This is a genomic window from Pseudomonas sp. F8002 (assembly GCF_013385495.1).
In the GTDB taxonomy this organism is placed as follows: domain Bacteria; phylum Pseudomonadota; class Gammaproteobacteria; order Pseudomonadales; family Pseudomonadaceae; genus Aquipseudomonas.
In genome coordinates, this window is sequence record NZ_JACAPW010000003.1 from 160,449 (window position 1) to 187,075 (window position 26,627).

Below are 26,627 nucleotides of genomic sequence, written 5' to 3' on the forward strand. Positions count from 1 at the left end.
CATGACGTCCGCACTGTTTATTCCGGAGTTGGGCCAGTTGGCGATGATTCTCGCCCTGTGCTTTGCCATCGTCCAGGCCGTGGTCCCGTTGCTGGGCGCCTGGCGCGGTGACCGTTTGTGGATGAGCCTGGCCCAGCCGGCTGCCTGGGGCCAGTTCGCCTTTCTGGTGTTCGCTTTCGGTTGCCTGACCTACGCCTTCATGACCGACGACTTTTCTGTCGCGTATGTCGCCAACAACTCCAACAGCGCCTTGCCCTGGTACTACAAGTTCAGCGCCGTGTGGGGCGCCCACGAAGGTTCGTTGCTGCTGTGGGCATTGATCCTCGGCGGCTGGACCTTTGCCGTCTCGATCTTCTCCCGCCAACTGCCGCAAGTGATGCTGGCCCGGGTGCTGGCGGTGATGGGCATGATCAGCATCGGCTTCCTGCTGTTCCTGATCATGACCTCCAACCCGTTCACCCGCATCCTGCCGCAGATCCCGGTTGACGGGCACGACCTCAACCCGCTGCTGCAAGACATCGGCCTTATCGTGCACCCGCCGATGCTCTACATGGGCTACGTCGGTTTCTCGGTCGCCTTCGCCTTCGCCATCGCCGCCTTGCTCGGCGGGCGTCTCGATGCGGCCTGGGCGCGCTGGTCACGGCCGTGGACCATCGTCGCCTGGGCATTCCTCGGCATCGGCATCACCCTGGGCTCGTGGTGGGCCTACTACGAACTCGGCTGGGGCGGCTGGTGGTTCTGGGACCCGGTGGAAAACGCCTCCTTCATGCCCTGGCTGGTGGGCACCGCGCTGATTCACTCGCTGGCAGTCACGGAAAAACGCGGCGTGTTCAAAAGCTGGACCGTGTTGCTGGCCATCGCCGCGTTTTCCCTGAGCCTGCTGGGTACGTTCCTGGTGCGTTCCGGCGTACTGACCTCGGTGCACGCGTTTGCCTCCGACCCGGAGCGCGGCGTGTTCATCCTGATCTTCCTGCTGTTCGTGGTCGGCGGTTCGCTGACGCTGTTCGCCCTACGTGCGCCAGTGGTCAAGAGCCACGTGGGCTTCAACCTCTGGTCCCGGGAAACCCTGCTGCTGGGTAATAACCTGGTGCTGGTGGTGGCGGCCTCGATGATTCTGCTCGGTACCCTGTACCCGCTGGTGCTGGATGCCCTGAGCGGCGCCAAGCTGTCCGTCGGCCCGCCGTACTTCAACGCGCTGTTCATCCCGTTGATGGCGCTGCTGATGGTGGTGATGGCGGTCGGCGTACTGGTGCGCTGGAAAGACACCCCGGTGAAATGGCTGGTGGGCATGCTCACCCCGGTACTGCTCGGCAGCGCCGCGCTGGCCGTGATCGCCGGTATTGCCTACGGCGACTTCAACTGGGCCGTGCTTGCCACCTTCATGCTCGCGGCCTGGGTATTGCTGGCCGGTGTACGCGACCTGATCGACAAGACCCGCCACAAAGGTTTGATCAAAGGCCTGCCGACCATGACTCGCAGTTACTGGGGCATGCAGGTCGCCCACATCGGCATCGCCGTGTGCGCCCTGGGTGTGGTGTTGTCCAGCCAGAACAGCGCCGAGCGCGACCTGCGCCTGGCCCCCGGCGAGTCCATGGACCTGGCCGGTTACCACTTCATTTTCGAAGGCGCCAAGCACTTCGAAGGCCCGAATTTCACCTCCGACAAAGGCACCGTACGCGTTGTGCGCAACGGTAAGGAAATCGCCGTGCTGCACCCGGAAAAACGCCTGTACACCGTGCAAAGCTCGATGATGACCGAAGCCGGGATCGACGCCGGTTTCACCCGCGACCTCTACGTCGCCCTGGGTGAACCGTTGGGCGATGGCGCGTGGGCCGTGCGGGTCCACGTCAAACCGTTTGTGCGCTGGATCTGGTTCGGCGGCCTGCTCACCGGCTTCGGTGGTTTGCTGGCAGCGATGGACCGGCGCTACCGGGTCAAGGTCAAGAGCCGGGTGCGTGAAGCCCTCGGTCTGCAAGGAGCGGCGGTATGAAGCGTTGGTTGATGGTGTTACCGCTGGCGGCGTTCCTGGTGGTGGCGGTGTTCCTGTATCGCGGGCTGTACCTGGACCCGGCCGAGCTGCCGTCGGCCATGATCGGCAAGCCATTTCCGGCGTTCTCGCTGCCGACGGTGCAGGGCGACAAAACCCTGACCCAGGCTGACTTGCTGGGCAAGCCGGCACTGGTCAACGTGTGGGGCACCTGGTGCATTTCCTGCCGCGTGGAGCATCCGGTGCTGAACAAGCTGGCGGAGAAGGGCGTGGTGATCTACGGCATCAACTACAAGGACGACAATGCTGCCGCCCTGAAGTGGCTGGCGGAATTCCACAACCCGTACCAACTGGATATCCGCGACGAAGACGGCAACCTCGGGCTGAACCTTGGTGTGTACGGCGCTCCGGAAACCTTCTTCATCGACGCCAAGGGCGTGATCCGCGACAAGTACGTGGGCGTGATCGACGAAGTGGTGTGGCGCGAGCAACTGGCCGCCAAGTACCAGGCGCTGGTGGATGAGGCCAAGCCATGAAGCGTTGGTTAGCCGCCGCGGTATTGGGCTTGAGCATGGTCGGCGTGGCCCACGCCGCCATCGACACCTACGAATTTGCCAAGGACGGTGACCGCGAGCGTTTTCGCGAACTGACCAAGGAGCTGCGCTGCCCCAAGTGCCAGAACCAGGACATCGCCGACTCCAACGCACCGATCGCCGCCGACCTGCGCAAAGAGATTTTCCGCATGCTCGGCGAGGGCAAGGACAATCAGCAGATCATCGACTTCATGGTCGACCGCTACGGTGACTTCGTGCGCTACAAGCCGGCGCTCACCGGCAAGACTGCGCTGCTGTGGTTCGGCCCTGCCGGGTTGTTGCTCACAGGCTTAGTCGTTATGGCGGTGATTGTGCGCCGCCGTCGTGTCGCCCCGGCCGATGGCTCGGACTCGCTTTCCGTCGACGAGCGTCAACGCCTCGACCAACTGCTGGACAAAAAAACTGATGATTGATTTCTGGCTCGCAGCAGGTCTGCTGCTTCTGATTGCCTTGAGTTTCCTGCTGATCCCGGTGTTACGCGGCCGCCGTGCCCAGCGTGAAGAGGATCGCACTGCATTGAACGTGGCGCTGTACCAGGAACGCGTGGCGGAACTGCAAACCCAGCAGACCGAAGGCGTGCTGGATGCGGCCCAGCTGGACAGCGGTCGCGCTGAAGCGGCCCGTGAGTTGCTGGCGGATACCGAGGGTGTGGAAAAGCCCCGGGAATCGCGCCTCGGCAAACCGTTGCCGTTGCTCGCGGCGTTTCTGGTGCCGGTGCTGGGCGTGGCGCTGTACCTGCATTACGGTGCCAGCGACAAGGTCGAACTGACCCGCGAATTCTCCCAGCCGCCGGTGTCCATGGAAGACATGACCCGCCGCCTGGAGCGCGCTGCAGCGGCCCAGCCGGACTCGCCGGAAGGCCTGTACTTCCTCGGTCGTGCCTACATGGCCCAGGACCGTTCCGCCGATGCGGCGAAAATCTTCGAGCGCACCGTGGCCCTGGCCGGTCGCCAGCCCGAGTTGCTCGGCCAGTGGGCCCAGGCCCAGTACTTTGCCGACAACAAACAGTGGTCGCCCAAGGTCCAGGCCCTGACCGACGAAGCACTGAAACTCGACCCGAAGGAAGTCACCAGCCTCGGCCTGCTGGGCATCGCCGCCTTTGAAGGCCAGCGTTACCAGGAAGCGATCGACTACTGGAACCGCCTGCTGGCGCAACTGCCACCGGACGACAATTCCCGTGCCGCGCTGCAAGGCGGGATCGACCGGGCCGCCGAGAAGCTCAAGGAGAGCGGCGGCAGCGTGGCGCCCGTGAAGGCAGAAAAACAGATGCAAGTGCGGGTGGACCTGGCCGCCGATGTGAAGGCCAAGGCCTTGCCGACCGACAGCGTGTTCATCTTCGCCCGTGCCGTCAAAGGCCCGCCTGCGCCATTGGCGGCCAAGCGCGTGACCGTGGCCGACCTGCCGATCACCGTCGAGCTGGGCGACAGCGACGCGATGATGCCGCAGTTGAAACTGTCCAACTTTCCCGAAGTCCAACTGGTTGCGCGCATATCCCGGGCAGGTGTTCCCACAGCTGGCGAGTGGATCGGCCGCAGCCAACCCCTGGCCAGCAGCACCACTGCGCTGCAGCAGCTGACCATCGACAGTCCGGACCAATAATTCGAGGAAATGCCCATGACCGCTATCGCACGTATCACCCTGCTCAGCCTGGTACTGGGGTTGAGTGCTTGTGCGGTCCATCGGCCTCCGTCGCCTACCGGGCCGACTATTCCACCGACAGGGCCGTCGACCCAGCCGAGCACCCAGCCCTCGGGCCCAGTGATCAAACCGTCGAAACCGGTGCCGAGCTCCTCGCCGACCTTCGCACCGCCACCGGGTGCGGCCAGCCACTGGGACGGGAAGATGCAGGTGTACGTGCTGGACGAACAGCCGGATACGTTCTACCGCCAGCGCACCTACTACCGCTGGAGCAACGGCTGGAGCCGCTCCATCAGCCCGAACGGGCCTTGGGAAGAGACCGATGTCCATGGCGTACCGCCGGGGTTGAGCAAGCAGTACGCACAATGAAAAAAGGCGACCTTCGGGTCGCCTTTTTTGTGAGCGTGAAATGCAATCAACTGTGGGAGCTGGCTTGCCTGCGATAGCGGTGTACCAGGTTATGAAGTTGTGGCTGATACACCGCCATCGCGGGCAAGCCCGGCTCCCACAGGATTTCTACTGTTTTTGATATTCGGCCTGGCCTGCGCCACTGATCCAATGGACCACCCCGGCAATCACCCCCAGCATCACCCCAAACTCCACAATCCCCATCCAGCCCAACCGCGCCATCAACCAGCCGCTGACTGTCGCCCCCACCGCACCGCCAAAAAACGTCGCCGTCATGTACAAACTATTGATGCGGCCCTGGGCTTTCGGGTCCACCGCAAACGCCCGGGTCTGGTTGGAAACCAAGCCCGACTGCACGCCGATATCCAGCACGATCACCCCCAGTACCAGCAAGATAATCGAAGTCTCGGCACCCGCCAGCAGCAGGAACGCCAAGGTCACAATCCCGATACTCGCCCCAATCACCTTGCGCGAACCCAGCCTGTCGGAAGCCCGCCCACCGAGCGACGCCGCCAACGCACCCGCCGCACCGATAATCCCGAAGCCACCGGCCCAGGCACTGCCCAATTGCCATGGCCCATGAGCCAACAGTGCTGCCAGATTCACCCAAAACGCATTGAAGCAAGCCCACAACAACGCCTGCACCATCATTGATTGGCGAATCGGGCTGTTGTCGCGCATCAGCGGCCACAGCGAAGCCAGCAGGCGAGGGTAGGACAGGTTGGTGCTCGGCACGCCCTGTGGCAGCAGCCTGGCGGCACCGATCCACACCGGGATCATGAAGGCCGCCTCCATCGCGTACACCGCCCGCCAGCCATAAGCCTCACCGACTACGCCGGCGATCGTGCGCCCGAGCAGGATGCCCACCATGATCCCGCTGACCACCGTGCCCACATTGCGCCCGCGTTCGTGGGGCTGCGACATCACCGCCGCGAATGGCACCAGTTGCTGCGGTACACAGCTCACAATCCCCAAGCCGAAAGACGCCCCGATCAGCGCCCAGATGCCCGGTGAAAACGCCGCCGCCAGGGCGAAACAGAACGCCAGGGCGATCTGCCCCAGCACCAGCTTGCGGCGGTCAAAACGGTCGCCCATCGGCAGCAGCAACGCCAGCCCGGTAGCAAAACCCAGCAGGGCGGAACCGGCCACCAGATCCACGGTGGTCACGTCCACGCCCATGTCCGAAGCGATCAGCGGCAGGATCGGCTGGGTGCAGTAAATATTGGTAATCACCGCGCCGGCGATCACCGCCATCATGATGATCTTGCCGCGCGGCGCGACCGCAGGCGCTGTGGAAGGTTGGGATGTCATCGGCAGGCCACTCACGGCGCTCTCCTTCAATGCAGATCTCCGGGAAGGAGATGAGTAGCCAACGTTACGCACTCGCGCTTATCAGGATAATCCCCTAGGATTTGGAATCATCCTTCCAGAATTTGATAGGTTGCCATGAACCGTCTTGAATCCATGTCCATCTTCGTTGCCGTGGTTGATGCAGGCAGCCTGACCGCTGCGGCGCGGCGCCTCGACATGCCGCTGGCCAGCGTCAGCCGCAAGGTGGCTGAACTTGAGACGCACCTGAAAACCCGCCTGCTGCACCGCACCACGCGCCAGCTGTCGTTGACCGATGCCGGCGCCTCTTACCTCGACGCGTGCCGGCGCATTCTTGAAGACATCAGCGAGGCCGAGCGCGCGGCCACTGGCGAATATTCCCAGCCCCGGGGCGAACTGGTGGTCACCGCGCCCGTGGTCTTCGGGCGGCTGCACATCGTGCCGGTGGTGGCGGAATTCCTCGCGCAGTACCCGGAGATCGACATCAACCTGATCCTTACCGACCGCGTCGTGCACCTGATGGAAGAACACTGCGACGTCGCGGTGCGCATTGGCGAGTTGCCCGACAGCTCGCTCAAGGCCATGCAGGTGGGCGCGGTGCGGCGGGTGGTGTGCGCCAGCCCGGCATACCTGGCCGCTCGCGGCATACCCGCTGAGCCCCAGGACTTGGCGGGGCATGACTGCATCACCTTCGAAGTGCTGGCGTCCCAAGGGGCGTGGGGATTTGGCGCGGGCAAAGCCGGGCTCTCGGTACCGGTGCATTCGCGGTTGTCGGTGAACACCGCAGAAGCGGCGATTGCGGCGGCGACGTTGGGGGTTGGGGTGATTCGGGTACTCTCGTATCAAGTGGCGGATGCGGTGCGGGAGGAGGCGTTGGCGGTGATGCTTGAGGCGTTCGAGTCGGCGCCGCTGCCCATCAGTTTGGTGCACAAAGGCCAGTCGCCGTTGCCGCTGAAGCTGCGGGCGTTTCTGGATTTTGTAATGCCGCGGTTGCGCGCCCGCATCGCTCAATAACACCGGGCAGTTTGAACCTGATGAAAATCAAAATGTGGGAGCGGGCTTGCTCGCGAAAGCGGTGGATCAGTCACCCGATGTATTGACTGACCCTCTGCATTCGCGAGCAAGCCCGCTCCCACATTGGATTTATGTTGCCAGTTGGATTTCGGTTTTGATCAGGCCACTGGGCACTCTCGATCCAGCGCTCTATCCACCAACAACAATCCCAACTCCAGCAGTTGTTGCATCGCCAATACCAGGCTGCGGTCTTTGCCATCAATGTTTTCGGAAAGGTCCAACGCCATTGCATTGGCAGACTGGAGTGTTTCGTAGGCGTTGCTCAGCAGTGCTTCCGTTTCAACGTTGGCTGATACGGTGAACAGACTGAAGTGGTTTTTTTCATTGGTGGACGCTTTGGTTTCGGCGGGTTTCAGGTAGTGATCGATGGCCCGCTGGGCGACGTCCTGAAGCTTGTTTTTTTCAGACTTGGAGCCAGACGTTTCTGGCGGATTAGGCGTGACCTTGTAAATGTAATGACTCTCCATTCAGTTGGAGCTCACCACATCTGCGACCAAGCAGGTGGGTGGCGAGCTGTACGCAGGTTGGTCGACCAGGGAATGGAAACCCGGCAGGGCCAGGGCCCTCCCACGCACAGCTCGCCATAAAGCGAACACGATAATGCCGCTTGCGCGGCACTGTGCGCCATTCTAACCCGGGCGACCAAACCCGATCGCTGATGAGCAGCGACTTGGAGAGGCTAGCGGCGAGTTAAGGCTGCTGCAAGCCATAGAGATCGTAGGAAAAATCACCGATTTACCGGGATCTTGATTATTCCTGAAGCGATACTTCGGCAAGGCGCGGCTTTAGAAACTCCAGGGCATCTTTAAACACCTGATGCCACTCTTCTGACGGTTCGCTCGCCAGCGGGTGCCAGAAGAACTGGAACTCGTGGCCGCCATCATCCTCTGCAAAATGGGTCCAGGTATCTGGCAGGTCTTCAGGGATCAGGCATTGATGAAAGGCCCATGTATGCCCCGTGGACGCTGAGTGCCAAGTGCCGAGGTCACGTATCACCTTGCCGGTTATCCCGGCCTCTTCAAGCAGCTCTCTAACTGCCGCAGCCTCGGTACTTTCGCCAGGCTCCACGCTGCCCTTGACCAGTTGAAGACCTGCCAGTGGGTGTTTGAAGGCGAGGATTTCCAGGGATTGGCGGGTTCGTAGGATGACCGGACATGCCTTGTCTTTTCCCATCACGTTGTCCTTTTGCACATATTGGCGGCCAGCTATTGCACCACAGTCCGGCACATTTCCAATGCCGGGCGAAGACCTTGTGGCGAGGGAGCAAGCTCCCTCGCCACAGGTTAGGTATGGATCGTTCCCACGCTCTGCGTGGGAATGCATCCCGTGACGCTCCGCGTCACCACTGCGCAAGACTTCAATGGACGCAGAGCGTCCGAGGCGGCATTCCCACGCAGAGCGTGGGAACGATCAACGTCCTACAGCTACTTCCAACCTTTCATCAAACCTTCATCAAACGGTTTTACTCCAGTCATGTGCAAGTCATAGGGCTGACACAGCCCGCGCCTACTGTCGTTTGAACTCAAACGCAGCCACGGATGGCTGTTCAACCAGACAGAGAAGCCCATGACTCCAGCTATCCATGTCGATCATCTGAACAAGACCTTTGCGAAGAAATCCGCGCTGGTCGACCTCGAACTCACCGTTGCCACCGGTGAGATGGTCGCGCTGATTGGCGCTTCCGGCTCCGGCAAGTCCACCTTGCTGCGCCACCTCGCGGGCCTGGCCTGTTGCGACAAGAGCAACGGCGGCAGCGTCAAGGTGCTGGGCCGGGAAGTGCAGGCCAGCGGGCGGTTGAATGGCAAGGTGCGGCGCCTGCGCGCCGACATCGGCTACATCTTCCAGCAGTTCAACCTGGTCAACCGCCTGAGCGTGCTCGACAACGTACTGCTCGGTTGCCTGGGTCGCATGCCGCGCTGGCGCGGCAACCTCGGTTTGTTCAATGCCGAGGAAAAACAGTTCGCCATGGAATCCCTGGCCCGCGTCGGCCTGGCAGACCTGGCCAGCCAGCGCGCCTCCACCTTGTCCGGCGGCCAGCAGCAACGCGTGGCAATCGCCCGCGCTTTGACGCAACGCGCCGAAGTGATCCTGGCGGATGAACCCATCGCCTCCCTGGACCCAGAGTCGGCGCGCAAGGTCATGGAGATCCTCGCCGACATCAACGGCCGCGACGGCAAGACCGTGGTGGTCACCCTGCACCAGGTCGATTACGCCATGCGTTATTGCCCGCGAGCCGTGGCGCTCAAGGGCGGGCGGATTCACTTCGACGGCCAGGCCAGCGAGCTGAGCAGCCAGTTCCTCAACGATTTGTACGGTGCCGATGTCGACACCAGCCTGATGTTTTCCGACCAGACCCGCACACCCGTCGTCCCCGCACGGTTGGCCCTGGCCCGCGCTTGAAACCTTACTAACGACCCACAGGAATCCTCTCCATGTTGAACCGTATCGGTCATGTGTTTCTGTCTGCCGTGCTGCTTGCCAGCGTGGCCATGGGCACTGCCCAGGCCGCCGACAAGGCGATTAATTTCGGCATCATGTCCACCGAGTCTTCGCAGAACCTCAAGAGCATCTGGCAGCCCTTCCTGGATGACATGCACAAGAAGACCGGCCTCACCATCAACGCCACCTTCGCTTCCGACTACGCCGGCCTGATCCAGGGCATGCGCTTCAACAAGGTCGACGTGGCCTGGCTGGGCAACAAGGCCGCGATGGAAGCGGTGGACCGTTCCAACGGCGAAATCTTCGCCCAGACCGCCGCCGCCAACGGGGCTGCCGGTTACTGGAGCGTGCTGATCGTGCGCAAGGACAGCCCGATCAACAACGTCGATGACATGCTCAAGAACGCCAAGAACCTGACCTTCGGCAACGGTGACCCGAACTCCACTTCGGGCTACCTGGTACCCGGCTACTACGTGTTCGCCAAGAACCACGTCGACGCTGCCACCGCCTTCAAGCGCACCCTCAACTCCAGCCATGAAGTCAACGCATTGAGCGTGGCCAAGGGGCAGTTGGACGTCGCCACCTTCAACACCGAAAGCTGGGACCGCCTGGAAGTCACCCAACCGGACAAGGCCGCCATGCTCAAGGTGATCTGGAAGTCGCCGCTGATCCCGGCTGACCCGATGGTGTGGAGCAAGGCCCTGAGCGACAGCGAGAAGACCAAGATCCGCGACTTCTTCGCCAACTACGGTGACACCGACGAAGAGAAGGCCGTGCTGAAGAACATGCAACTGGGCAAGTTCCTCAAGTCCAGCGACGACCAGTTGTTGCCGATCCGCCAACTGGAGCTGTTCAAGCAGCGCACCACCATCAGCGCCGACGACAAGCTGGAAGCGGCTGACAAGGCCAGGAAGCTCGCCGACATCGACGCCGACCTGGCCAAGCTGCAAGAGCGCATCACCGAACTGGACAAGAAGACTGCCGCCAATGGCTAACCCCCTGTAGGAATCGGGTTCATGTGGGAGCGGGCTTGCTCGCGAATACGGTGTGTCATTCAACGCATCCGGCGACTGAGTCACCGCATTCGCGAGCAAGCCCGCTCCCACATTAAGCCCAGTTCCAACCCTACACCGAGAGTGACCCATGACTACCTTGCATGCTGAAGCAGTGGGCAAAAGGACTTGGCCGCAATACCTGGGCTGGGGCCTGTTCCTGATCCTGCTGGCCTGGGCCTGGCACGGCGCCGAGATGAACCCGCTGGCGCTGTACCGCGATTCCGGAAACATGGCGACCTTCGCCGCCGACTTCTTCCCGCCGGACTTCCACGAATGGCGCTCCTACCTCAAGGAGATGATCGTCACCGTGCAAATCGCCCTCTGGGGCACGGTGCTGGCGATCGTCTGCTCGGTGCCCCTGGGCATCCTGTGCGCCGACAACATCACCCCATGGTGGATTCACCAGCCGCTGCGCCGGGTGATGGACGCCTTCCGTTCGATCAACGAAATGGTGTTCGCGATGTTGTTCGTGGTCGCCGTCGGCCTCGGTCCTTTTGCCGGTGTCCTGGCCTTGTGGATCAGCACCACCGGGGTCCTCGCCAAGCTGTTTGCCGAAGCCGTCGAAGCCATCGACCCGGGCCCCGTTGAAGGTGTGCGAGCCACCGGTGCCAGTGCCTTGCAGGAAGTGATCTACGGCGTGATCCCGCAAGTGATGCCGCTGTGGGTGTCCTACGCGCTCTACCGCTTCGAGGCCAACGTGCGTTCGGCGACGGTGGTGGGGATGGTCGGTGCCGGCGGGATCGGCGTGATCCTCTGGGAGAACATCCGCGCGTTCCAGTTCGTGCAGACCTGCGCGGTGCTGCTGGTGATCATCGTGGTGGTGAGCTGTATCGACGTGCTGTCCCAACGCCTGCGCAAGCAGTTCATCTGACGTCGGAGGGGTGCCCCAGGGCGCTTTTTTTAAGCATGCAGTTGTCTAGACAAGATGAGCCGGTGTACCGCGAACTCGCCGACATCCTGCGCCGCGAACTGAGCAGCTACCAGGCCGGTGAATTCCTGCCGGGCGAGGTGCAACTGGCTGAACGCTTCGGCGTCAACCGCCACACCCTGCGCCGCGCCATCGACGAGCTGGTGTTCGAAGGCAGCCTGTTGCGCCGCCAGGGCAAAGGCACCCAGGTGCTGGACCGCCCGCTGATTTACCCGATGGGCGCCGAGACCTCCTACAGCCAGTCCTTGTCGGCCCAAGGCGTGGGCGTGGAAGCGATGCTGCTCAAGCGCCGCTACTGCTTTGCCAGCCGCGAAGAGGCCCAGCAACTGGGCATCGCCGAGATGGCGCCGATGATCGAGTTGCAAACCCTGCGCAAGCTCGACCACCAGCCGGTCAGCCTGATCCGCCACCGTTACTGCGCCAGCCATGCGCCGCTGCTGGCGGACTACAACGGCGGCTCCCTGCGCCAGTACCTGCGTGAACGCGACCTGCCGTTGACCCGCACCCAAAGCCTGATCGGCGCGCGTTTGCCCAACCGCGACGAAGCCGCACTGCTGATGATGCCCCGGCACTTGCCGGCGCTCACCGTATTCACCCTTTCCCGCGATCGCGACGGCCGCCCGGTGGAGCTGGCGCAGTCCACCAGCCGTTCGGATCGCTTCCAGTACCAAGTGGTGACCTGATGGAGACCCCGATGAACCTGTCCCCGCGTCAACACTGGATCGGCGTGCTCGCCCGCGCCTTTCGCAGTGAATTGCTGCCCCATGAAGACGCCCTGCGCGACGTGGATTACCAACTGATCCGCGCCCCGGAAATCGGCATGACCCTGGTGCGTGGCCGCATGGGCGGCAATGGCGCGCCGTTCAACCTCGGCGAAATGAGCGTGACCCGCTGCGTGGTGCGCCTGGCTGACGGGCGCACCGGCTACAGCTACCTGGCCGGGCGCGACAAGGTCCACGCCGAACTGGCGGCCCTGGCGGATGCGCATTTGCAGGGCGCGCACCCGAGCCCCTGGCTCAGCGACCTGATCGGCGCACTGGCCAACGCCCAGGCCGAGCGCCGGGCGCAAAAAGAGACCGACACCGCCGCCACCAAGGTCGAGTTCTTCACCCTGGTTCGAGGAGAAAACTGATGAATGCCCAACGCTTGCAACCGGCCTTTGTAGACCCGGTGCTGGACGCCCAGCGCGGTTTTCGCGGGGCCCTCAAGGCCCTCGCCGAGCCCGGCCTGATCCAGTCCTTGCCCGCGGCCCCCAGCCTTGAAGGCCTGGCCCCGGCTACCTATGCGCTGTGCCTGGCGCTGCTGGATATGGACACCCCGCTCTGGCTGGCGCCGTGCTTCGACACGCCGCTGATCCGTGCCAACCTGGCCTTCCACTGCGGCTGCCCGCTGACCGCCAACCGGGAAGAGGCCGCGTTCGCCTTGCTCGGTGAACAGGACTTGCTCGACCTCAGCGGCTTCAACCACGGCAACGACCGTTACCCCGATCAGTCCTGCACCTTGCTGGTCCAGTTGACCGACCTGGAAGCCGGTCGCGCCTTGAACTGGCGCGGTCCGGGGATCAAGACCCAGCGTCAGGTCAACCTGCCGGTGCCTCAAGCATTCTGGCTCGAACGCCAACGCCGGGAAACCTTTCCCCGTGGCCTGGACGTGTTGTTCGCCGCCGGCCATCACCTGATCGGCCTGCCACGCAGCACCCGAATTGCACAGGAGCATGCCTGATGTACGTAGCCGTCAAGGGTGGCGAACAGGCCATCGACAATGCCCACCGCCTGCTGGCGAAAAAGCGCCGGGGCGATACTTCCATTGCGGAACTGAGCGTGGAGCAGATCCGCGAGCAACTGCCGCTGGCGGTCGCGCGAGTGATGAGCGAAGGCTCGCTGTACGACACGGAGTTGGCCGCACTGGCGATCAAGCAAGCGGCGGGGGATCTGGTGGAAGCGATCTTCCTGCTGCGGGCCTACCGCACCACGTTGCCGCGCTTCAGCCCGAGCCTGCCGATCGATACCGCGCAGATGTCACTGAGTCGGCGTTTGTCGGCGACTTTCAAGGACGTGCCGGGCGGGCAACTGCTGGGCCCGACCTTCGATTACACCCACCGCCTGCTGGACTTCGCACTGCTGGCCGAAGGTGAATACCCGGGCCCGCAAACCACGCCGGATGCGACTCTGGAACCGTGCCCTCGGGTACTCGGCCTGCTGGCCAAGGAAGGGCTGATCAAGAACGAATCCGACGACACCGGCAGCGTCGCCGACATCACCCGCGACCCGCTGGAATACCCGGCCAACCGCGCCCAGCGCCTGCAAGCCCTGGCCCGTGGCGATGAAGGTTTCCTGCTGGCACTGGGTTACTCGACCCAGCGAGGCTACGGTCGCAACCACCCGTTTGCCGGTGAGATTCGCATCGGCGACGTCGAGGTGTGGATCGACCCGGAGGAGCTGGGTTTCCCGGTCTGCCTGGGCAGCATCGAAGTCACCGAGTGCGAGATGGTCAACCAATTCGTCGGCTCGGCCACCGAGCTGGCGCAGTTCACCCGGGGCTACGGCCTGGCATTCGGGCATGCCGAACGCAAGGCGATGGGCATGGCCCTGGTGGACCGCTCGCTGCGGGCCAATGAGTTCAACGAAGAGATCGTCTCGCCGGCCCAGCAGGAAGAATTCGTGCTGTCCCACTGCGACAACGTCGAGGCGGCGGGCTTTGTTTCCCACCTCAAATTGCCTCACTACGTGGACTTCCAGTCCGAGCTGGAACTGATCCGCAAACTGCGCCAACCGGCCGAGGGCACCCGCCATGAATGACCTGACTCAAGCGCCTGCGCGTGACCCGGCGTACAACTTCGCCTACCTCGACGAGCAGACCAAACGCATGATCCGCCGCGCCTTGCTCAAGGCCGTGGCGATCCCCGGTTACCAGGTGCCGTTCGGTGGCCGCGAGATGCCGCTGCCTTACGGTTGGGGCACCGGCGGCATGCAACTGACCGCCGCGATCCTGGGGGCTGACGACGTGCTCAAGGTGATCGACCAGGGCGCCGACGACACCACCAACGCCGTGTCGATCCGCCGCTTCTTCGCCCGTACGGCGGGCGTCGCCACCACCGAAAGCACCCCGGACGCGACGGTGATCCAGACCCGCCACCGCATCCCGGAAACTCCGTTGCAGGCCGACCAGATCATGGTCTACCAGGTGCCGATCCCGGAGCCGCTGCGTTTTATCGAACCGTCGGAAACCGAGACCCGCACCATGCACGCCCTGAATGACTACGGGGTGATGCACGTCAAGCTCTACGAGGACATCGCCACCTTCGGCCATATCGCCACCAGCTACGCCTACCCGGTGATGGTGGATGAGCGCTACGTGATGGACCCCTCGCCAATCCCGAAATTCGACAACCCGAAACTCGACATGAGCCCGGCGCTGATGCTGTTCGGTGCCGGTCGCGAAAAGCGCCTGTACGCGTTGCCGCCGTACACCCAGGTCACCAGCCTCGACTTTGAAGACCATCCGTTCGAAGTGCAGAAGTGGGAACACACCTGCGCGATCTGCGGCAGCCATGAATCGTTCCTCGATGAGCTGATTCTCGACGACGCCGGTACCCAGAGTTTTGTGTGTTCCGACACCTGGTATTGCGCCCAACGGGTCAAGGAGAACAACCAGTGAGCCAGCCTCTTTTGCAAGTGCGTGACCTGTCGTTGTTGTACGGGGAAGAGAAGGGCTGCCAGGACGTCAGCTTCGATTTGTACCCCGGTGAAGTGTTGGGGATTGTTGGTGAGTCGGGCTCGGGCAAGTCCACCTTGCTCTCGCTGCTCAGCGGGCGTCTGCCACCGCAGGCCGGCCACATCGGCTATCGCGGCAAGGACGGTGAATGGCTGGATCTGTACAGCGCCAGCGAAGCCGAACGTCGCACCTTGCTGCGCACCGAATGGGGCTTTGTCGAGCAAAACCCTCGGGACGGTTTGCGCATGGGCGTGTCGGCCGGCGCCAATATCGGCGAGCGCCTGATGGCCCAGGGCGTGCGCAACTATGAGCAACTGCGTGGCGCCGGCCTCGACTGGCTGGGCCAGGTGGAAATCGACCCGCAGCGCATCGACGACTTGCCCCGGACCTTCTCCGGCGGCATGCAACAACGCTTGCAAATCGCCCGCAACCTGGTCTCCAGCCCGCGCCTTGTGTTTATGGACGAACCCACCGGCGGCCTGGACGTGTCGGTACAGGCGCGCTTGCTCGACCTGTTGCGCGGCCTCGTTCGCGAGCTGGACCTGGCGGTGGTGATCGTCACCCACGACCTCGCCGTGGCGCGCCTGCTGGCCGACCGCCTGATGGTGATGCGCCGCTCGCGCGTGGTGGAAACCGGGCTGACGGACCAGATCCTCGACGATCCACAGCACCCTTACTCTCAACTGCTGGTGTCTTCGGTATTGCAGCCATGATGAATGCCTTGATCGAGGTCCGTGACCTCTCGAAAACCTTCACCTTGCACCAGCAGAACGGCGTGGTGCTGAACGTGCTGCGCGGGGTGGAGTTCAGCGTGAAAGGCGGTGAGTGCCTGGTGCTGCATGGCCAGTCTGGCGCCGGTAAAAGCACGTTGCTGCGCACCCTGTACGGTAACTATCTGCCGGCGGGCGGCAGCATCCGGGTACAGCACCTTGGCGAATGGCTGGAGCTGGTCGGTGCCGAACCGCGTGAGGTGTTGCAGGTGCGCCAGCAGACCCTCGGCTACGTCAGCCAGTTTCTGCGGGTGATCCCGCGGGTGGCCTGCCTGGATGTGGTGATGGAGCCCGCCCTGGCCCGTGGTTGGTCGAAGGCCAATGCACAGTCGCGCGCCGAGCATCTGCTGACCCGCCTGAATATCCCGCAACGCCTGTGGCAGCTGGCACCCGGTACGTTCTCCGGCGGCGAGCAACAGCGGGTCAACATCGCCCGCGGCTTCATGGTGGATTGGCCGGTGATGCTGCTGGACGAACCCACCGCGTCCCTCGACGACAGCAACCGCCAGGTGGTGCTGGAACTGATGAACGAAGCCAAGGCTGCCGGCGCGGCCTTGATCGGCATCTTCCACGACCGCGCCGCCCGTGAAGCGGTCGCAGACCGCCATTTCGACATGACCCCCGCGCCTGTTGCCCAAGAGGAATACGCCCATGCCCGCTGAACAGATCCTCAGTAATGCCCGGCTGGTGACGGCTGATCGCATGTTCCTTGGCAGCGTCGTGCTGCGTGATGGGCTGATCGTCGACATCGCCGAAGGCCGCAGCCAACTGCCCCAGGCCCAGGACCTTGACGGGGATTTCCTGTTGCCGGGCCTGGTGGAACTGCACACCGACAACCTGGAAAAACACATGACCCCGCGCCCCGGTGTGGACTGGCCGTCGACCTCGGCGGTGCTCAGCCATGATGCGCAGATCATCGCGGCCGGCATCACCACGGTGTTCGACGCGGTGTCCATCGGCGATGTGAACCCCAAGGGCAACCGCATGCAGAAACTGCCGGCGATGCTCAACGCCATCGCGGCAGCAGAAAGCGCCGGCCTGACCCGCGCCGAACACCACCTGCACCTGCGCTGCGAGCTGTGCCACCCCGACACCCTGAGCGTGTTCCGCGACCTGGTGGAAAACCCGTTGGTGCAGTTGGTGTCAGTGATGGACCACTCGCCGGGCCAGCGCCAGTTCGTGCTTGAATCCAAGTACCGTGAGTACTACATGGGCAAGTACCACCTGAACGACGAGACCATGGACGCGTTCATCAAGCTGCAAATGGCCAACTCCAGGGAGTACAGCGACCGCTACCGCGCCGCGATCGTCGAGCATTGCCTGGAACGCGGCCTGTCGGTGGCCAGCCATGACGATGCGACGTTGGCGCATGTGGAGGAGTCGGCGCGCTATGGCATGACCATCGCCGAATTCCCCACCACCCTGGAGGCGGCCCGTGGCTGCCGGCAACTGAACATGAAAGTTCTGATGGGCGCGCCGAACGTGGTGCGTGGCGGGTCCCACTCGGGTAATGTGGCCGCCGCCGGCCTGGCCGCCGAAGGATTGCTGGATATACTTTCCAGTGACTACTACCCGGCCAGCCTGTTGCAGGCGGCGTTCGTGCTGGCCGATCAACAGGACGGCGGCGATCTTTCTCGGGCGGTCAGGATGATCAGCCTGGCGCCCGCGCAGGCGGCGGGCCTCAGCGATCGCGGCGAAATCGCCACGGGTCTGCGGGCCGACCTGGTGCAAGCCAGGAGCCGCGACGGACTGCCCGTGGTCCAACAAGTGTGGCGACAAGCGAAGAGGGTGTTTTGATGGCAGGCAGGTTGATCTATCTCATCGGACCATCGGGTTCGGGCAAGGACAGCCTGCTGGATGCCGCACGACCGCGTCTGGCCGAGCGTGGCTGCCGCATTGTGCGGCGGGTCATCACCCGCTCGGCGGAAGCGGTGGGCGAAGCGGCACAGGGGGTGAGCCCGGCGCAGTTTGCCGCAATGGAGGCCGAGGGCGCATTTGCCCTCAGCTGGCACGCCAACGGGTTGTCCTATGGCATCGCGCGGGAAATCGATGAGTGGCTGGCGGCGGGGCACGATGTGCTGGTCAACGGCTCCCGCGGCCATCTGGCGCAAACCCGGCTGCGTTACCCGAACCTGCTGGTGGTGCTGCTGACGGTAGACCAAGGGGTGTTGCGCCAGCGCTTGCTGGCGCGGGGTCGCGAATCCCTGGCGGATATTGATCTGCGCCTGGCGCGCAATGCGCGATTCGCCGAGGGTTTGAGCGCTGCTGCAGATGTGTTCCTGCTCGACAATTCCGGCCAACTGGAACACACGGTCGAGCGCTTGCTGGGCTGCCTCGACGGGCAACCCGCATGCGCCTGACACTGCTGGGCACCGGCGATGCGCGGCAAGTCCCGGTGTATGGCTGTGAGTGCGCCGCCTGTGGCCTGGCCCGCCATGACCAGAGCCTGCGCCGCCGCCCATGCAGCGCATTGATCGAGTGTGGCGACCAGCGCTGGTTGATCGACAGCGGGTTGCCCGACCTCACCGAACGCTTCCCACCCCGCAGTTTCAACGGGATTCTCCAGACCCACTACCACGCCGATCATGCCCAAGGCCTGCTGCATTTGCGTTGGGGCCAGGGGCTGGTGATTCCGGTGCATGGTCCGGTGGATCCGGAAGGGTTGTCCGACCTGTACAAGCACCCCGGCATCCTCGATTTCAGCCAGCCGTTTGCCGAGTTTGAAACCCGCCGGTTGGGTGAACTGAGCGTCACCGCGTTACCGCTGCTGCATTCCAAGCCCACCCTGGGGTATCTGCTGGAAGGTGAAGGGCGGCGCATTGCCTACCTTACCGACACCGTCGGCCTGCCACCCGCCACCCGCGATTGGCTGCAACGCGAGCCGCTGGATGTGCTGGTACTCGATTGCTCCATGCCGCCGCAACCGCAGGCACCGCGCAATCACAATGACCTGACGCTGGCATTGCAGTGTATTGAGGAGGTGGGTGCGCAGTTGGGGGTGCTGACCCATGTGGGGCATACGCTGGATGCGTGGTTGTTGCAGCATCGGCGGGAGCTGCCGCGGCATGTGACGGTGGGCTGGGACGGGCGGGTGATTTAGCGTGGGAAGTTATGTCAAGCGGTGAAGTCCTGATCGCTGGTGGATTTGGATGAAAAGTTTGAGTGGATGTATCTTTGTTGATGCCGGTTTGGAGTATTCATATTGGCGGCATTGTGTAGGTTTTTGTTTTTTTTCTGATAAACCAAGGCGCTGCTGCACCGGCTGGTGTGTGTTCGGTTGTTTAAATTGCAAGTAATTTATTGAGTTTCTTAGTGGGTGTTTCATCGCTTTTAAGTGTTTCGGTGAGAACTAAATAAGCGCTGTCCCGTGCTTTCCATGCATGGGAGCTTAATGGCTGATGCCGAATGTTCCGGCTCGTCTATTAATTAAAAAAGAGTGCTCTTTCTCATGAACGTTTTTGACGCGATCTCCATCAGGCCCATGCTTCAAAACTTGCCGGAGTCTGACCCCGGTCCGACTGGTTTCGGCGCCACCGCCAAGCCGACCTACACCACGGATCAGGCCGGCAAGCAGATCTCGCGGGACAACCTGCGGTTTCACGACCGTAACGGCGACAAGAAAGTTGATCTGTCCTACACCGTCGACCCCAGTTTCACCGCGCAGCAGCAACAACGTGTTCGTCAAGCGGTGCAGTCCTGGCAGGATGTTGCCAACATTAACCTCAAGGAGCGGGCAGATGGGGCAGACGGCACGGTAAACATTAAAAACAACCCTCGCGGTGACCGTGGTGTTGCCACATCACCCACGCGCTCCACCACCAGCACGACCGCGACGATAGGCACGCTGAGAGCAGGGAGCACACCTGGCCTGGGCAGCCACTTTTCGGTGACCGCGGTACATGAAATCGGGCACGCCATCGGCTTGCAGCATCCAGGCAACTACAATGGTGGCGGCTCTACCTACAACAGTGGCGCGGTCTATGCCGGGGATACCAAGGCGCGCAGCGTCATGAGTTACTGGTCGGAGAAAAACCAGGCTGGCCACGACTTTCAGTCTTTGAATCCATCCGCGCCAATGATGGACGACATCGCGGCAGCGCAGCGGTTGTATGGGGCCAATCACCAAACCCGCAATACCGACACCACGTATGGTTTCAACTCCAACACCGAGCGGGAGGCGATGACGCTCAAGAGCGCCACGGACAAACCCGTTTTTTGCGTATGGGACGGCGGTGGTGACGATACGTTGGACTTTTCAGGGTTCTCACAGAACCAGAAGATCAACCTCAATGCCGAGTCGTTCTCTGACGTGGGCGGCTTGAAGGGCAATGTCTCGATTGCCAAGGGGTGCACAATTGAAAACGCAACAGGTGGGGCCGGTCGCGACACCCTGATCGGTAACGAGGCGGGCAATCGACTCAAAGGTGGAGCAGGGGCTGATACGTTGCGCGGTGGCGGCGGAGCGGACATGTTTGTCTACGACAAGGCCAGTGATTCCACGCCCCAGGATCCTGACTTGATCGAGGACTTTACCAGCGGTACCGACAAGATCGACCTGTCGGGCGCATTGAAAGAAGCCGGCGTGGGCACCCTGGTGTTCACGGACCGATTCACGGGGCGCGCTGGCGAGGCCTTGCTCAAGTACGACGCCGCCACGGGCCGGTCAAGCCTTGAAGTTGACCTGAACGGCAGTGGCAAAGCGGGGTTGTTGATCAACAGTGTTGGCCAGATCAAGTCGACGGATGTGCAGTGGTCGGGAGCTACGCCTGGGTTCAAGCCGGTGCCATTACCCATGCCAAATGTAGTGCCGTCCCCGGCGCCGCCCCCTGCGCCTGATTCGAAAACGACCACGCTTGCATTGTTAAACGAGATGATCGCCAAGACATTGTCGACGTTGCTGCAGCTATTGAAAGGTCTGCTTCAACAGCCGGGCGCCCCTGGGTAACCGCCAGAGTGAAGGCAGAGTCTGGCACTGTTTCCAGTGCCTGGCTCTCAGCCATCAGCACCACGTGGTGCAGCTGCCGGATGTGTAGAAGATTGTCTTCGTGCCCTGGTTAAGGCGATGGATCATTGTAGGTTTATATGTCTCCGGTTTTCTTCGTGTCGCCTATTGAATGCAGAGCTGGCCTGATCTGAAACTTCTGAATATAAATATAGTGCGCTTGAAAAACTTGGCGTTGTGTTTCTGGCTGTTTGGATATTTAAATTGAAACGTTCATAGGGGTGACATTCGATTTTTTCATGTGAGATTTTAAGGCGGCTGTTAAGTGAAGCAGTCGCGTTGAAAGTCTGTTTCCTGATGAATGAAAGTCTCAACTAAAAGGATGTTGTTTGTATGCGAGTCACTGCTTCTTTTGTTAATCCGCCTGTATCAAGTCATGAGCTATCTACGTTGAATGCGGCCACTACCAGTGATGGCGCAACCTCAAAAAAAACCTTCACCACGGATGATGCTGCAAAGCAGATTCTGCGAGAGGGTTCGAGGCATTACGATCGTAATGGCGATAACAAAATCGAGCTTTCCTTCACCCTTGACGATCAATTCTCCGTGCAACAGAAAGCGTCCTTGCGCAAAGCCCTGACATCTTGGCAGGACGTGACAAATATTGTCTTCAAGGAGGGGGCGACAGGTCCGGATGGTTCAATAACCATCAAGGCCAATCCCGATGACAATGGCGGGGTGTCGGAGCTGCCTAATCGCTGGTACGGTGATATGAGCACTACGGTTGGAACGAAAGGCGCTTCTGATGCCCCACGGCATGGCGATGTTTTTTTATCAACGGCCATACATGAGTTGGGACATGCCCTGGGGCTTGGCCACCCTGGGGACTATGGTGAAACTGTGCACTCTTATGCGGATGCCCTGTACACGCAGGACACCAGAGCCCACAGCGTAATGAGCTACTGGCGGGAAACCAATCATACGGGCCATGACTTCAAATCGCGCGAACCTTCAACGCCGATGAAAGATGATATTGCTGCCGCACAGAAACTCTACGGGGCCAATCTCAATACGCGCAATACCGATACTACTTATGGCTTTGAGTCCAATACTGACCGTGACCACTTCAGCCTTGAGTCCTCGAAGGACGCCCCGATATTTTCGGTATGGGACGGGGGCGGGAATGACACGCTGAACTTTTCGCTATTTTCCCAGAACCAGAAGATCAACCTGAATGCGGAGTCGTTTTCCAATGTGGGTGGCTTGAAGGGTAATGTGTCTATCGCCAAGGGCGTTGTCATTGAAAATGCCACAGGTGGCTCAGGTGACGATGAGCTCATAGGGAATGAGGCCGGCAACCGGCTCAAGGGTGGAGCGGGTTCAGACAGGTTGACAGGCGGCGCAGGCGCGGACGTGTTTGCTTACGATAGAGCGAGTGACTCGACACTCACCAGGCCTGACGAAATCCTGGATTTCACCAGCGGCACAGACAAGATTGACCTTTCGGGCTTATTGAAAAATACCTCAATCAAGCATTTCAACATTGTTGAGCGGTTTACGGGGCGTGCTGGCGATATTGTCCTGAGCCATGACCCGCGCAGCGGAAACGGTAGTCTGGGTCTCGACACCACTGGCAGGGGCAAAGCGGATTTTCTGATTAAAAGCGTGGGTGGCATTCAGGCAAGTGACATAGTCACTGGCGGGGCATACGAACCTGGAGTTTCCAAGCCGGAGCCCCAACCAGAGCCCAAGCCAGAACCTCAACCGAACCCGGAACCTTTTCCTGCTCCGCACGATACTGTCTATGGCTTCAACTCCAACACCGGTGATCCCTTCCTTAGCCTGCACTCCCAGAGTGGCGCTCCCAGGTTCCTGGTGAGGGACAAAGGTGGCGACGACACCCTGGACTTTTCGGGCTTCCGGCAGAACCAGACCATCGACTTGCGCGAGGGCGCAGCCTCCAGCGTAGGCGGCTTGCGCAATAACGTTGGTATAGCCAAAGGTGTCACCGTGGAGAATGCGATTGGCGGCTCAGGCCGTGACACGCTCATAGGCAATACGGTGGATAACGTTCTCACCGGCGGGGCAGGTGGAGATACGCTCTGGGGTGTGGGCGGTAGAAACACGTTCAGGTATGAGAAGGCCAGCGACTCGGCCTATGACGACGCTGACCTGATCATGGATTTCACCAGTGGCCAAGACACAATTGATCTGACGGGTTTAATGACAGAAGTCGGAACGCCCTTGCGGCTGGTGGATAGCTACACGGGCCGTATTGGAGATACCGTCGTCAAATACAACCAGCAGAGCGGGCGTTACTTTGTGGGCATCGACTTACTGGGACGGCGTCAGACAAACTTCCTGATTAAAAGCACACGCTTGATCCGGCCAGAGGACGTGATCGGTCTGTCTACTCACCTGCGCTGAAAAGCAACGCGCCAGGGCGCTCGCCATCCTCCTGGAGCGGATACCGCCCATAAATCCCTGGGCGGTAATTCCCAATCAGTCAGCAAGCCCTTGACCTCGTCACTCGTCATTTCTGGCGGATGCGGCGTTGGAGCCGTTGATGCGATTGTAAGGTGGGTCAGGCAGTCGCCACCGCCCCTTGCCGCGAGGCGCTCAGGAATCGCAGCAACGCCACCAGCGGGAATGCGCTGCCCACCAGCATCACCCCCAGCCAGCCGCCGTGTTCGTACACGCTGCTGGCAATCGCCGAGCCGAAGGCGCCGCCGATGAAGATGCTGGTCATGTACAGCGCGTTCAGTCGGCTACGGCTGTTGGCGTCGAGGGCGTAGATGGCGCGCTGGCCAAGGACCATGTTCATCTGCACGCAGAAGTCCAGGACCACGCCGGTCACCGCCAGGCCGATCACGCTGTACAGCGGGTGCACGAAGGCCGGCAGGAAGCTCAGTGCGGCAAACAGCATCGCCAGCAGCGAAGCGCGGTGGGTGTGGCCGGCATCCGCCAGGCGCCCGGCGATGGGTGCAGCGATGGCGCCCAGGGCGCCGACCAGGGCAAACAGGGCGATCTGGCTTTGGCTCAGGCCGTGGTTGCGGGACAGTTCCAGCGGGGCGGCGGTCCAGAACAGGCTGAAGGTGGCGAACATGCAGCCCTGGTAAAACGCGCGCTGGCGCAGCACCGGCTGGCGGCGCAGCAGGGTGCGCAGCGAGGCGAGCAACTGGCCATAGCTGGCCGCGTGATCCGGTTGGCGCTTGGGGATGGTCAGCATCAGCACCACGCTGATAAACGCCATCAGTGCCGCGGCGGCCATGAACATGGCGCGCCAGCCGAAGTGGTCGGCCACCACGCTGGACACCGGTCGCGCCAGCAGGATACCCAGCAGCAAGCCGCCCATGATGCTGCCGACCACCCGGCCACGGGATTCAGCCGGCGCCAGGTGCGCCGCCAGCGGAATCAGGATCTGTACCGACACCGAGCTGAAGCCGATCAGCAGCGACACCAGCAGGAACAGGTTCGGCTGTTCGGTGAACGCCGCACCCAGCAGGCTGGCGATGGCCACCACGGTGGTGATGATCATCAGCCGGCGGTTTTCCAGCAGGTCGCCCAACGGCACCAGGAAGAACAGGCCCAGGGCATAGCCGATCTGGGTCAGGGACACGATCAGGCTGGCCATGGCCGGCGTGAGGCCGATGTCCGGGGCGATCAGCTCGATGATCGGTTGCGCGTAGTAGATGTTGGCGACGATGGCGCCGCAACAGAACGCAAACAGCATCACCATGCCTCGGGTCATCGTGCTTGTAGCGGGGGGCGTGGCGTTCATGGCGTTCTCATAAAAGCGAAGGATTGTGGCGAGCGAGGATAAAGACTGGCCCCGGGCGCGAGTAGCCTGTCTGTGGTGATAACACTCATGCCGGGAATTAATGACTGAAACGTTAACTTTCGCGCTGAAGGTCGATGATACATTCAGTCACAACTGCATAAACAGGAAATCGACTGCCATGAAGACGACATTCAACAAGATGCTCCTGGCCTCCAGCCTGGCCGCGCTGATGACCGTGGGCGTTGCCCAGGCCGCAGATGCCCCGCGTGTCGGCGTGCGGGGTGCGATTACCGCGATGGACGGCGACGCGATGCACGTCAAGGTCAACAGCGGTGAAGACGTCACCGTGCACCTGACCAAGGACACGCAGGTGCGTGCGGTCACCCTGGCAAAAATCGAAGACATCAAGCCCGGCAGTTACATCGGTTCGGCGGCCATGCCCAACGCGGATGGCACCCTGACGGCGCTGGAAGTGCATGTATTCCCACCGGCGATGGCCGGTACAGGCGATGGGCACCGTGCGTTCGACCTGAAGGAAGGCAGCAGCATGACCAACGGCACCGTGGGTGACCTGGTGGTGAGCGATGGCCGCACGTTGACCGTCAAGTACAAGGGCGGCGAGCAGAAGATCGTGGTGCCGGATGATGTGCCGATCGTCAACCTGGAGCCGGGTGATCGCAGCTTGCTGAAGCCTGGGGTGAAGGTGGTGATGTTTGCGGCGAAGGGTGAGGATGGGAGCGTGACGGCCCAGGCGATTTCTGCGGGTAAGGATGGCGTGACGCCGCCGATGTAACGGCCCAATACATAGCAAATGTGGGAGCTGGCTTGCCTGCGATAGCGGTGTTTCAGTGCCAGATGTACTGGCTGATACACCGCTATCGCAGGCAAGCCAGCTCCCACACTGGACTGCATTTTTTCAGTTAGAGCTGTTTACTGCCCGGAGTAGATCTGGTCAAAAACCCCGCCATCATTGAAGTGGGTCTTCTGCACGGTGCGCCAGTCGCCAAAGGTCTTCTCTACCGACAGGAAGTCGACTTTCGGGAAACGGTCGGTGTACTTGGCCAGCACTTTCGGGTCACGTGGACGCAGGTAGTTGTTGGCGGCAATTTCCTGGCCTTCCGGCGACCACAGGTACTTCAGGTATTCTTCGGCAGCCACTTTGGTGCCTTTTTTCTCGACCACTTTGTCGACGATCGACACTGGCGGCTCAGCTTCTGCGGAAACGCTCGGGTAGATCACTTCGAACTGATCACGGCCGAATTCACGGGCGATCATTTCTGCTTCGTTCTCAAAGGTCACCAGCACGTCGCCGATCTGGTTGGTCATGAACGTGGTGGTAGCGGCACGGCCACCGGTGTCCAGCACGGGTGCGTGCTTGAACAGGTCACCGACAAACTTCTTGGCTTTCTCTTCGTCACCGCCATTCTTCAGCACATAACCCCAGGCCGAGAGGTAGGTGTAGCGGCCGTTACCGGAGGTCTTCGGATTCGGCACGATGACTTGCACACCATCCTTGAGCAGGTCCGGCCAGTCTTTCAGGGCTTTCGGGTTGCCTTTGCGCACGATGAACACCGTGGCCGAAGTGAACGGCGCACTGTTGTTCGGCAGGCGGGTAACCCAGTTGTCCGGCACCAGTTTGCCGTTGTCGGCCAGGGCGTTGATGTCGGTGGCCATGTTCATGGTGATCACGTCAGCCGGCAGGCCGTCGATTACCGAGCGCGCCTGTTTGCTCGAACCTCCGAAGGACATCTGCAGGGTCAGCTTGTCGTCCGGATGCTCGGCGGCCCAATGCTTCTGGAAGGCGGCGTTGTAGTCCTTGTAGAAGTCGCGCATCACGTCGTAGGAGACGTTGAGCAGGGTGACCGGGGCGGCCTGGACGACGCCAGCCAGTGCGAGGCCGGCAGCCAGGAGAGAGGCACTAACGAGTTTTTTCACTGCTCATTCCTTGTTGTTCGAGAAGGTTTTTGAA

General features: G+C 61.7%; 27 protein-coding genes. 22 read left to right on the plus strand and 5 right to left on the minus strand.

Annotated elements, in window-relative coordinates:
- Position 1: 1 nt before the first annotated feature.
- From HX811_RS05810 to HX811_RS05830, 5 genes are read left to right on the plus strand one after another with little or no spacing between them, the layout of a single operon-like run.
- A complete protein-coding gene (locus HX811_RS05810) occupies positions 2 to 1,990 on the plus strand; it encodes a heme lyase CcmF/NrfE family subunit (protein WP_003210631.1) in 1,989 nt (662 codons plus the stop codon).
- Positions 1,987 to 2,523, plus strand: coding sequence for a DsbE family thiol:disulfide interchange protein (locus HX811_RS05815; protein WP_008434782.1), 537 nt, complete (start codon positions 1,987 to 1,989; stop codon positions 2,521 to 2,523). Before HX811_RS05810 ends, HX811_RS05815 begins: the two co-directional genes overlap by 4 nt.
- Positions 2,520 to 2,993, plus strand: a complete 474-nt coding sequence (locus HX811_RS05820; RefSeq protein ID WP_003210629.1) for a cytochrome c-type biogenesis protein — start codon at positions 2,520 to 2,522, stop codon at positions 2,991 to 2,993. Before HX811_RS05815 ends, HX811_RS05820 begins: the two co-directional genes overlap by 4 nt.
- Complete coding sequence (ccmI, locus tag HX811_RS05825; RefSeq protein ID WP_177023215.1) at positions 2,986 to 4,179, plus strand: c-type cytochrome biogenesis protein CcmI; 1,194 nt, start codon at positions 2,986 to 2,988, stop codon at positions 4,177 to 4,179. The genes HX811_RS05820 and ccmI overlap by 8 nt, the downstream gene beginning before the upstream one ends.
- A gap of 15 nt (positions 4,180 to 4,194) precedes the next feature.
- Positions 4,195 to 4,587, plus strand: a complete 393-nt coding sequence (locus HX811_RS05830) for a hypothetical protein (RefSeq protein WP_134327105.1) — start codon at positions 4,195 to 4,197, stop codon at positions 4,585 to 4,587.
- A gap of 147 nt (positions 4,588 to 4,734) precedes the next feature.
- Here the strand turns inward: HX811_RS05830 and HX811_RS05835 are convergent, their stop codons facing one another.
- Positions 4,735 to 5,937: an MFS transporter gene (locus tag HX811_RS05835; protein ID WP_177045218.1), complete on the minus strand. Its 1,203-nt coding sequence runs from the start codon at positions 5,935 to 5,937 to the stop codon at positions 4,735 to 4,737.
- A gap of 135 nt (positions 5,938 to 6,072) precedes the next feature.
- Here HX811_RS05835 and HX811_RS05840 point away from each other — a divergent pair, with 135 nt between their 5' ends.
- Positions 6,073 to 6,969: a LysR family transcriptional regulator gene (locus tag HX811_RS05840; protein ID WP_177045167.1), complete on the plus strand. Its 897-nt coding sequence runs from the start codon at positions 6,073 to 6,075 to the stop codon at positions 6,967 to 6,969.
- A gap of 158 nt (positions 6,970 to 7,127) precedes the next feature.
- On the opposite strand, the gene HX811_RS05845 is transcribed toward HX811_RS05840, so the two are convergent.
- Both HX811_RS05845 and HX811_RS05850 read right to left on the minus strand, forming a co-directional pair.
- Positions 7,128 to 7,496, minus strand: coding sequence for a DUF6124 family protein (locus tag HX811_RS05845; RefSeq protein ID WP_218172251.1), 369 nt, complete (start codon positions 7,494 to 7,496; stop codon positions 7,128 to 7,130).
- Between the two features lie 283 nt (positions 7,497 to 7,779).
- On the minus strand, positions 7,780 to 8,202 hold the full coding sequence (locus tag HX811_RS05850; protein WP_177045169.1) for an NUDIX domain-containing protein: 423 nt from the start codon (positions 8,200 to 8,202) through the stop codon (positions 7,780 to 7,782).
- A 393-nt stretch (positions 8,203 to 8,595) separates the two neighbouring features.
- On the opposite strand from HX811_RS05850, the gene phnC reads away from it, so the two are divergent.
- The 15 genes from phnC to HX811_RS05925 all read left to right on the plus strand — a co-directional run bounded on the left by phnC (position 8,596) and on the right by HX811_RS05925 (position 23,304).
- Positions 8,596 to 9,429 carry a phosphonate ABC transporter ATP-binding protein gene (phnC, locus tag HX811_RS05855; protein WP_003210623.1) on the plus strand — a complete coding sequence of 278 codons (834 nt, stop codon included), beginning with the start codon at positions 8,596 to 8,598 and terminating at the stop codon, positions 9,427 to 9,429.
- Positions 9,430 to 9,461: 32 nt separating this feature from the next.
- Entirely contained in the window at positions 9,462 to 10,463 is a 1,002-nt protein-coding gene (gene phnD, locus HX811_RS05860; RefSeq protein ID WP_003210622.1) for a phosphonate ABC transporter substrate-binding protein, read from the plus strand.
- Between the two features lie 148 nt (positions 10,464 to 10,611).
- Positions 10,612 to 11,394, plus strand: coding sequence for a phosphonate ABC transporter, permease protein PhnE (gene phnE, locus HX811_RS05865; RefSeq protein WP_003210621.1), 783 nt, complete (start codon positions 10,612 to 10,614; stop codon positions 11,392 to 11,394).
- A 35-nt stretch (positions 11,395 to 11,429) separates the two neighbouring features.
- Entirely contained in the window at positions 11,430 to 12,134 is a 705-nt protein-coding gene (phnF, locus tag HX811_RS05870) for a phosphonate metabolism transcriptional regulator PhnF (protein ID WP_166742177.1), read from the plus strand.
- A gap of 11 nt (positions 12,135 to 12,145) precedes the next feature.
- Positions 12,146 to 12,583, plus strand: a complete 438-nt coding sequence (gene phnG / locus HX811_RS05875) for a phosphonate C-P lyase system protein PhnG (RefSeq protein WP_177045171.1) — start codon at positions 12,146 to 12,148, stop codon at positions 12,581 to 12,583.
- A complete protein-coding gene (gene phnH / locus HX811_RS05880) occupies positions 12,583 to 13,173 on the plus strand; it encodes a phosphonate C-P lyase system protein PhnH (RefSeq protein ID WP_177045173.1) in 591 nt (196 codons plus the stop codon). Before phnG ends, phnH begins: the two co-directional genes overlap by 1 nt.
- Positions 13,173 to 14,249 carry a carbon-phosphorus lyase complex subunit PhnI gene (locus tag HX811_RS05885; RefSeq protein WP_177045175.1) on the plus strand — a complete coding sequence of 359 codons (1,077 nt, stop codon included), beginning with the start codon at positions 13,173 to 13,175 and terminating at the stop codon, positions 14,247 to 14,249. Before phnH ends, HX811_RS05885 begins: the two co-directional genes overlap by 1 nt.
- Complete coding sequence (locus tag HX811_RS05890; RefSeq protein WP_177045177.1) at positions 14,242 to 15,108, plus strand: alpha-D-ribose 1-methylphosphonate 5-phosphate C-P-lyase PhnJ; 867 nt, start codon at positions 14,242 to 14,244, stop codon at positions 15,106 to 15,108. The genes HX811_RS05885 and HX811_RS05890 overlap by 8 nt, the downstream gene beginning before the upstream one ends.
- The gene (gene phnK / locus HX811_RS05895) at positions 15,069 to 15,878 is read left to right on the plus strand and encodes a phosphonate C-P lyase system protein PhnK (RefSeq protein WP_085984643.1); all 810 of its coding nucleotides are present in this window, start codon (positions 15,069 to 15,071) and stop codon (positions 15,876 to 15,878) included. Before HX811_RS05890 ends, phnK begins: the two co-directional genes overlap by 40 nt.
- A complete protein-coding gene (gene phnL / locus HX811_RS05900) occupies positions 15,878 to 16,597 on the plus strand; it encodes a phosphonate C-P lyase system protein PhnL (protein WP_008434762.1) in 720 nt (239 codons plus the stop codon). Before phnK ends, phnL begins: the two co-directional genes overlap by 1 nt.
- A complete protein-coding gene (locus HX811_RS05905; RefSeq protein WP_177045179.1) occupies positions 16,587 to 17,732 on the plus strand; it encodes an alpha-D-ribose 1-methylphosphonate 5-triphosphate diphosphatase in 1,146 nt (381 codons plus the stop codon). The genes phnL and HX811_RS05905 overlap by 11 nt, the downstream gene beginning before the upstream one ends.
- Positions 17,732 to 18,295 carry a phosphonate metabolism protein/1,5-bisphosphokinase (PRPP-forming) PhnN gene (phnN, locus tag HX811_RS05910; RefSeq protein ID WP_177045181.1) on the plus strand — a complete coding sequence of 188 codons (564 nt, stop codon included), beginning with the start codon at positions 17,732 to 17,734 and terminating at the stop codon, positions 18,293 to 18,295. Before HX811_RS05905 ends, phnN begins: the two co-directional genes overlap by 1 nt.
- Positions 18,286 to 19,035: a phosphonate metabolism protein PhnP gene (gene phnP, locus HX811_RS05915; RefSeq protein WP_003210610.1), complete on the plus strand. Its 750-nt coding sequence runs from the start codon at positions 18,286 to 18,288 to the stop codon at positions 19,033 to 19,035. The genes phnN and phnP overlap by 10 nt, the downstream gene beginning before the upstream one ends.
- Positions 19,036 to 19,383: 348 nt before the next feature.
- Positions 19,384 to 20,880, plus strand: a complete 1,497-nt coding sequence (locus HX811_RS05920; RefSeq protein WP_177045183.1) for a M10 family metallopeptidase C-terminal domain-containing protein — start codon at positions 19,384 to 19,386, stop codon at positions 20,878 to 20,880.
- A gap of 390 nt (positions 20,881 to 21,270) precedes the next feature.
- A complete protein-coding gene (locus HX811_RS05925) occupies positions 21,271 to 23,304 on the plus strand; it encodes a M10 family metallopeptidase C-terminal domain-containing protein (RefSeq protein WP_177045185.1) in 2,034 nt (677 codons plus the stop codon).
- 157 nt (positions 23,305 to 23,461) lie between these two features.
- On the opposite strand, the gene HX811_RS05930 is transcribed toward HX811_RS05925, so the two are convergent.
- Positions 23,462 to 24,658, minus strand: coding sequence for an MFS transporter (locus tag HX811_RS05930; protein ID WP_177045187.1), 1,197 nt, complete (start codon positions 24,656 to 24,658; stop codon positions 23,462 to 23,464).
- 178 nt (positions 24,659 to 24,836) lie between these two features.
- On the opposite strand from HX811_RS05930, the gene HX811_RS05935 reads away from it, so the two are divergent.
- A complete protein-coding gene (locus tag HX811_RS05935) occupies positions 24,837 to 25,451 on the plus strand; it encodes a DUF5666 domain-containing protein (protein ID WP_177045189.1) in 615 nt (204 codons plus the stop codon).
- A gap of 137 nt (positions 25,452 to 25,588) precedes the next feature.
- Here HX811_RS05935 and HX811_RS05940 read toward each other — a convergent pair whose 3' ends face one another.
- Positions 25,589 to 26,593 carry a sulfate ABC transporter substrate-binding protein gene (locus HX811_RS05940; protein WP_063028168.1) on the minus strand — a complete coding sequence of 335 codons (1,005 nt, stop codon included), beginning with the start codon at positions 26,591 to 26,593 and terminating at the stop codon, positions 25,589 to 25,591.
- Between the last annotated feature and the right edge of the window lie 34 nt (positions 26,594 to 26,627).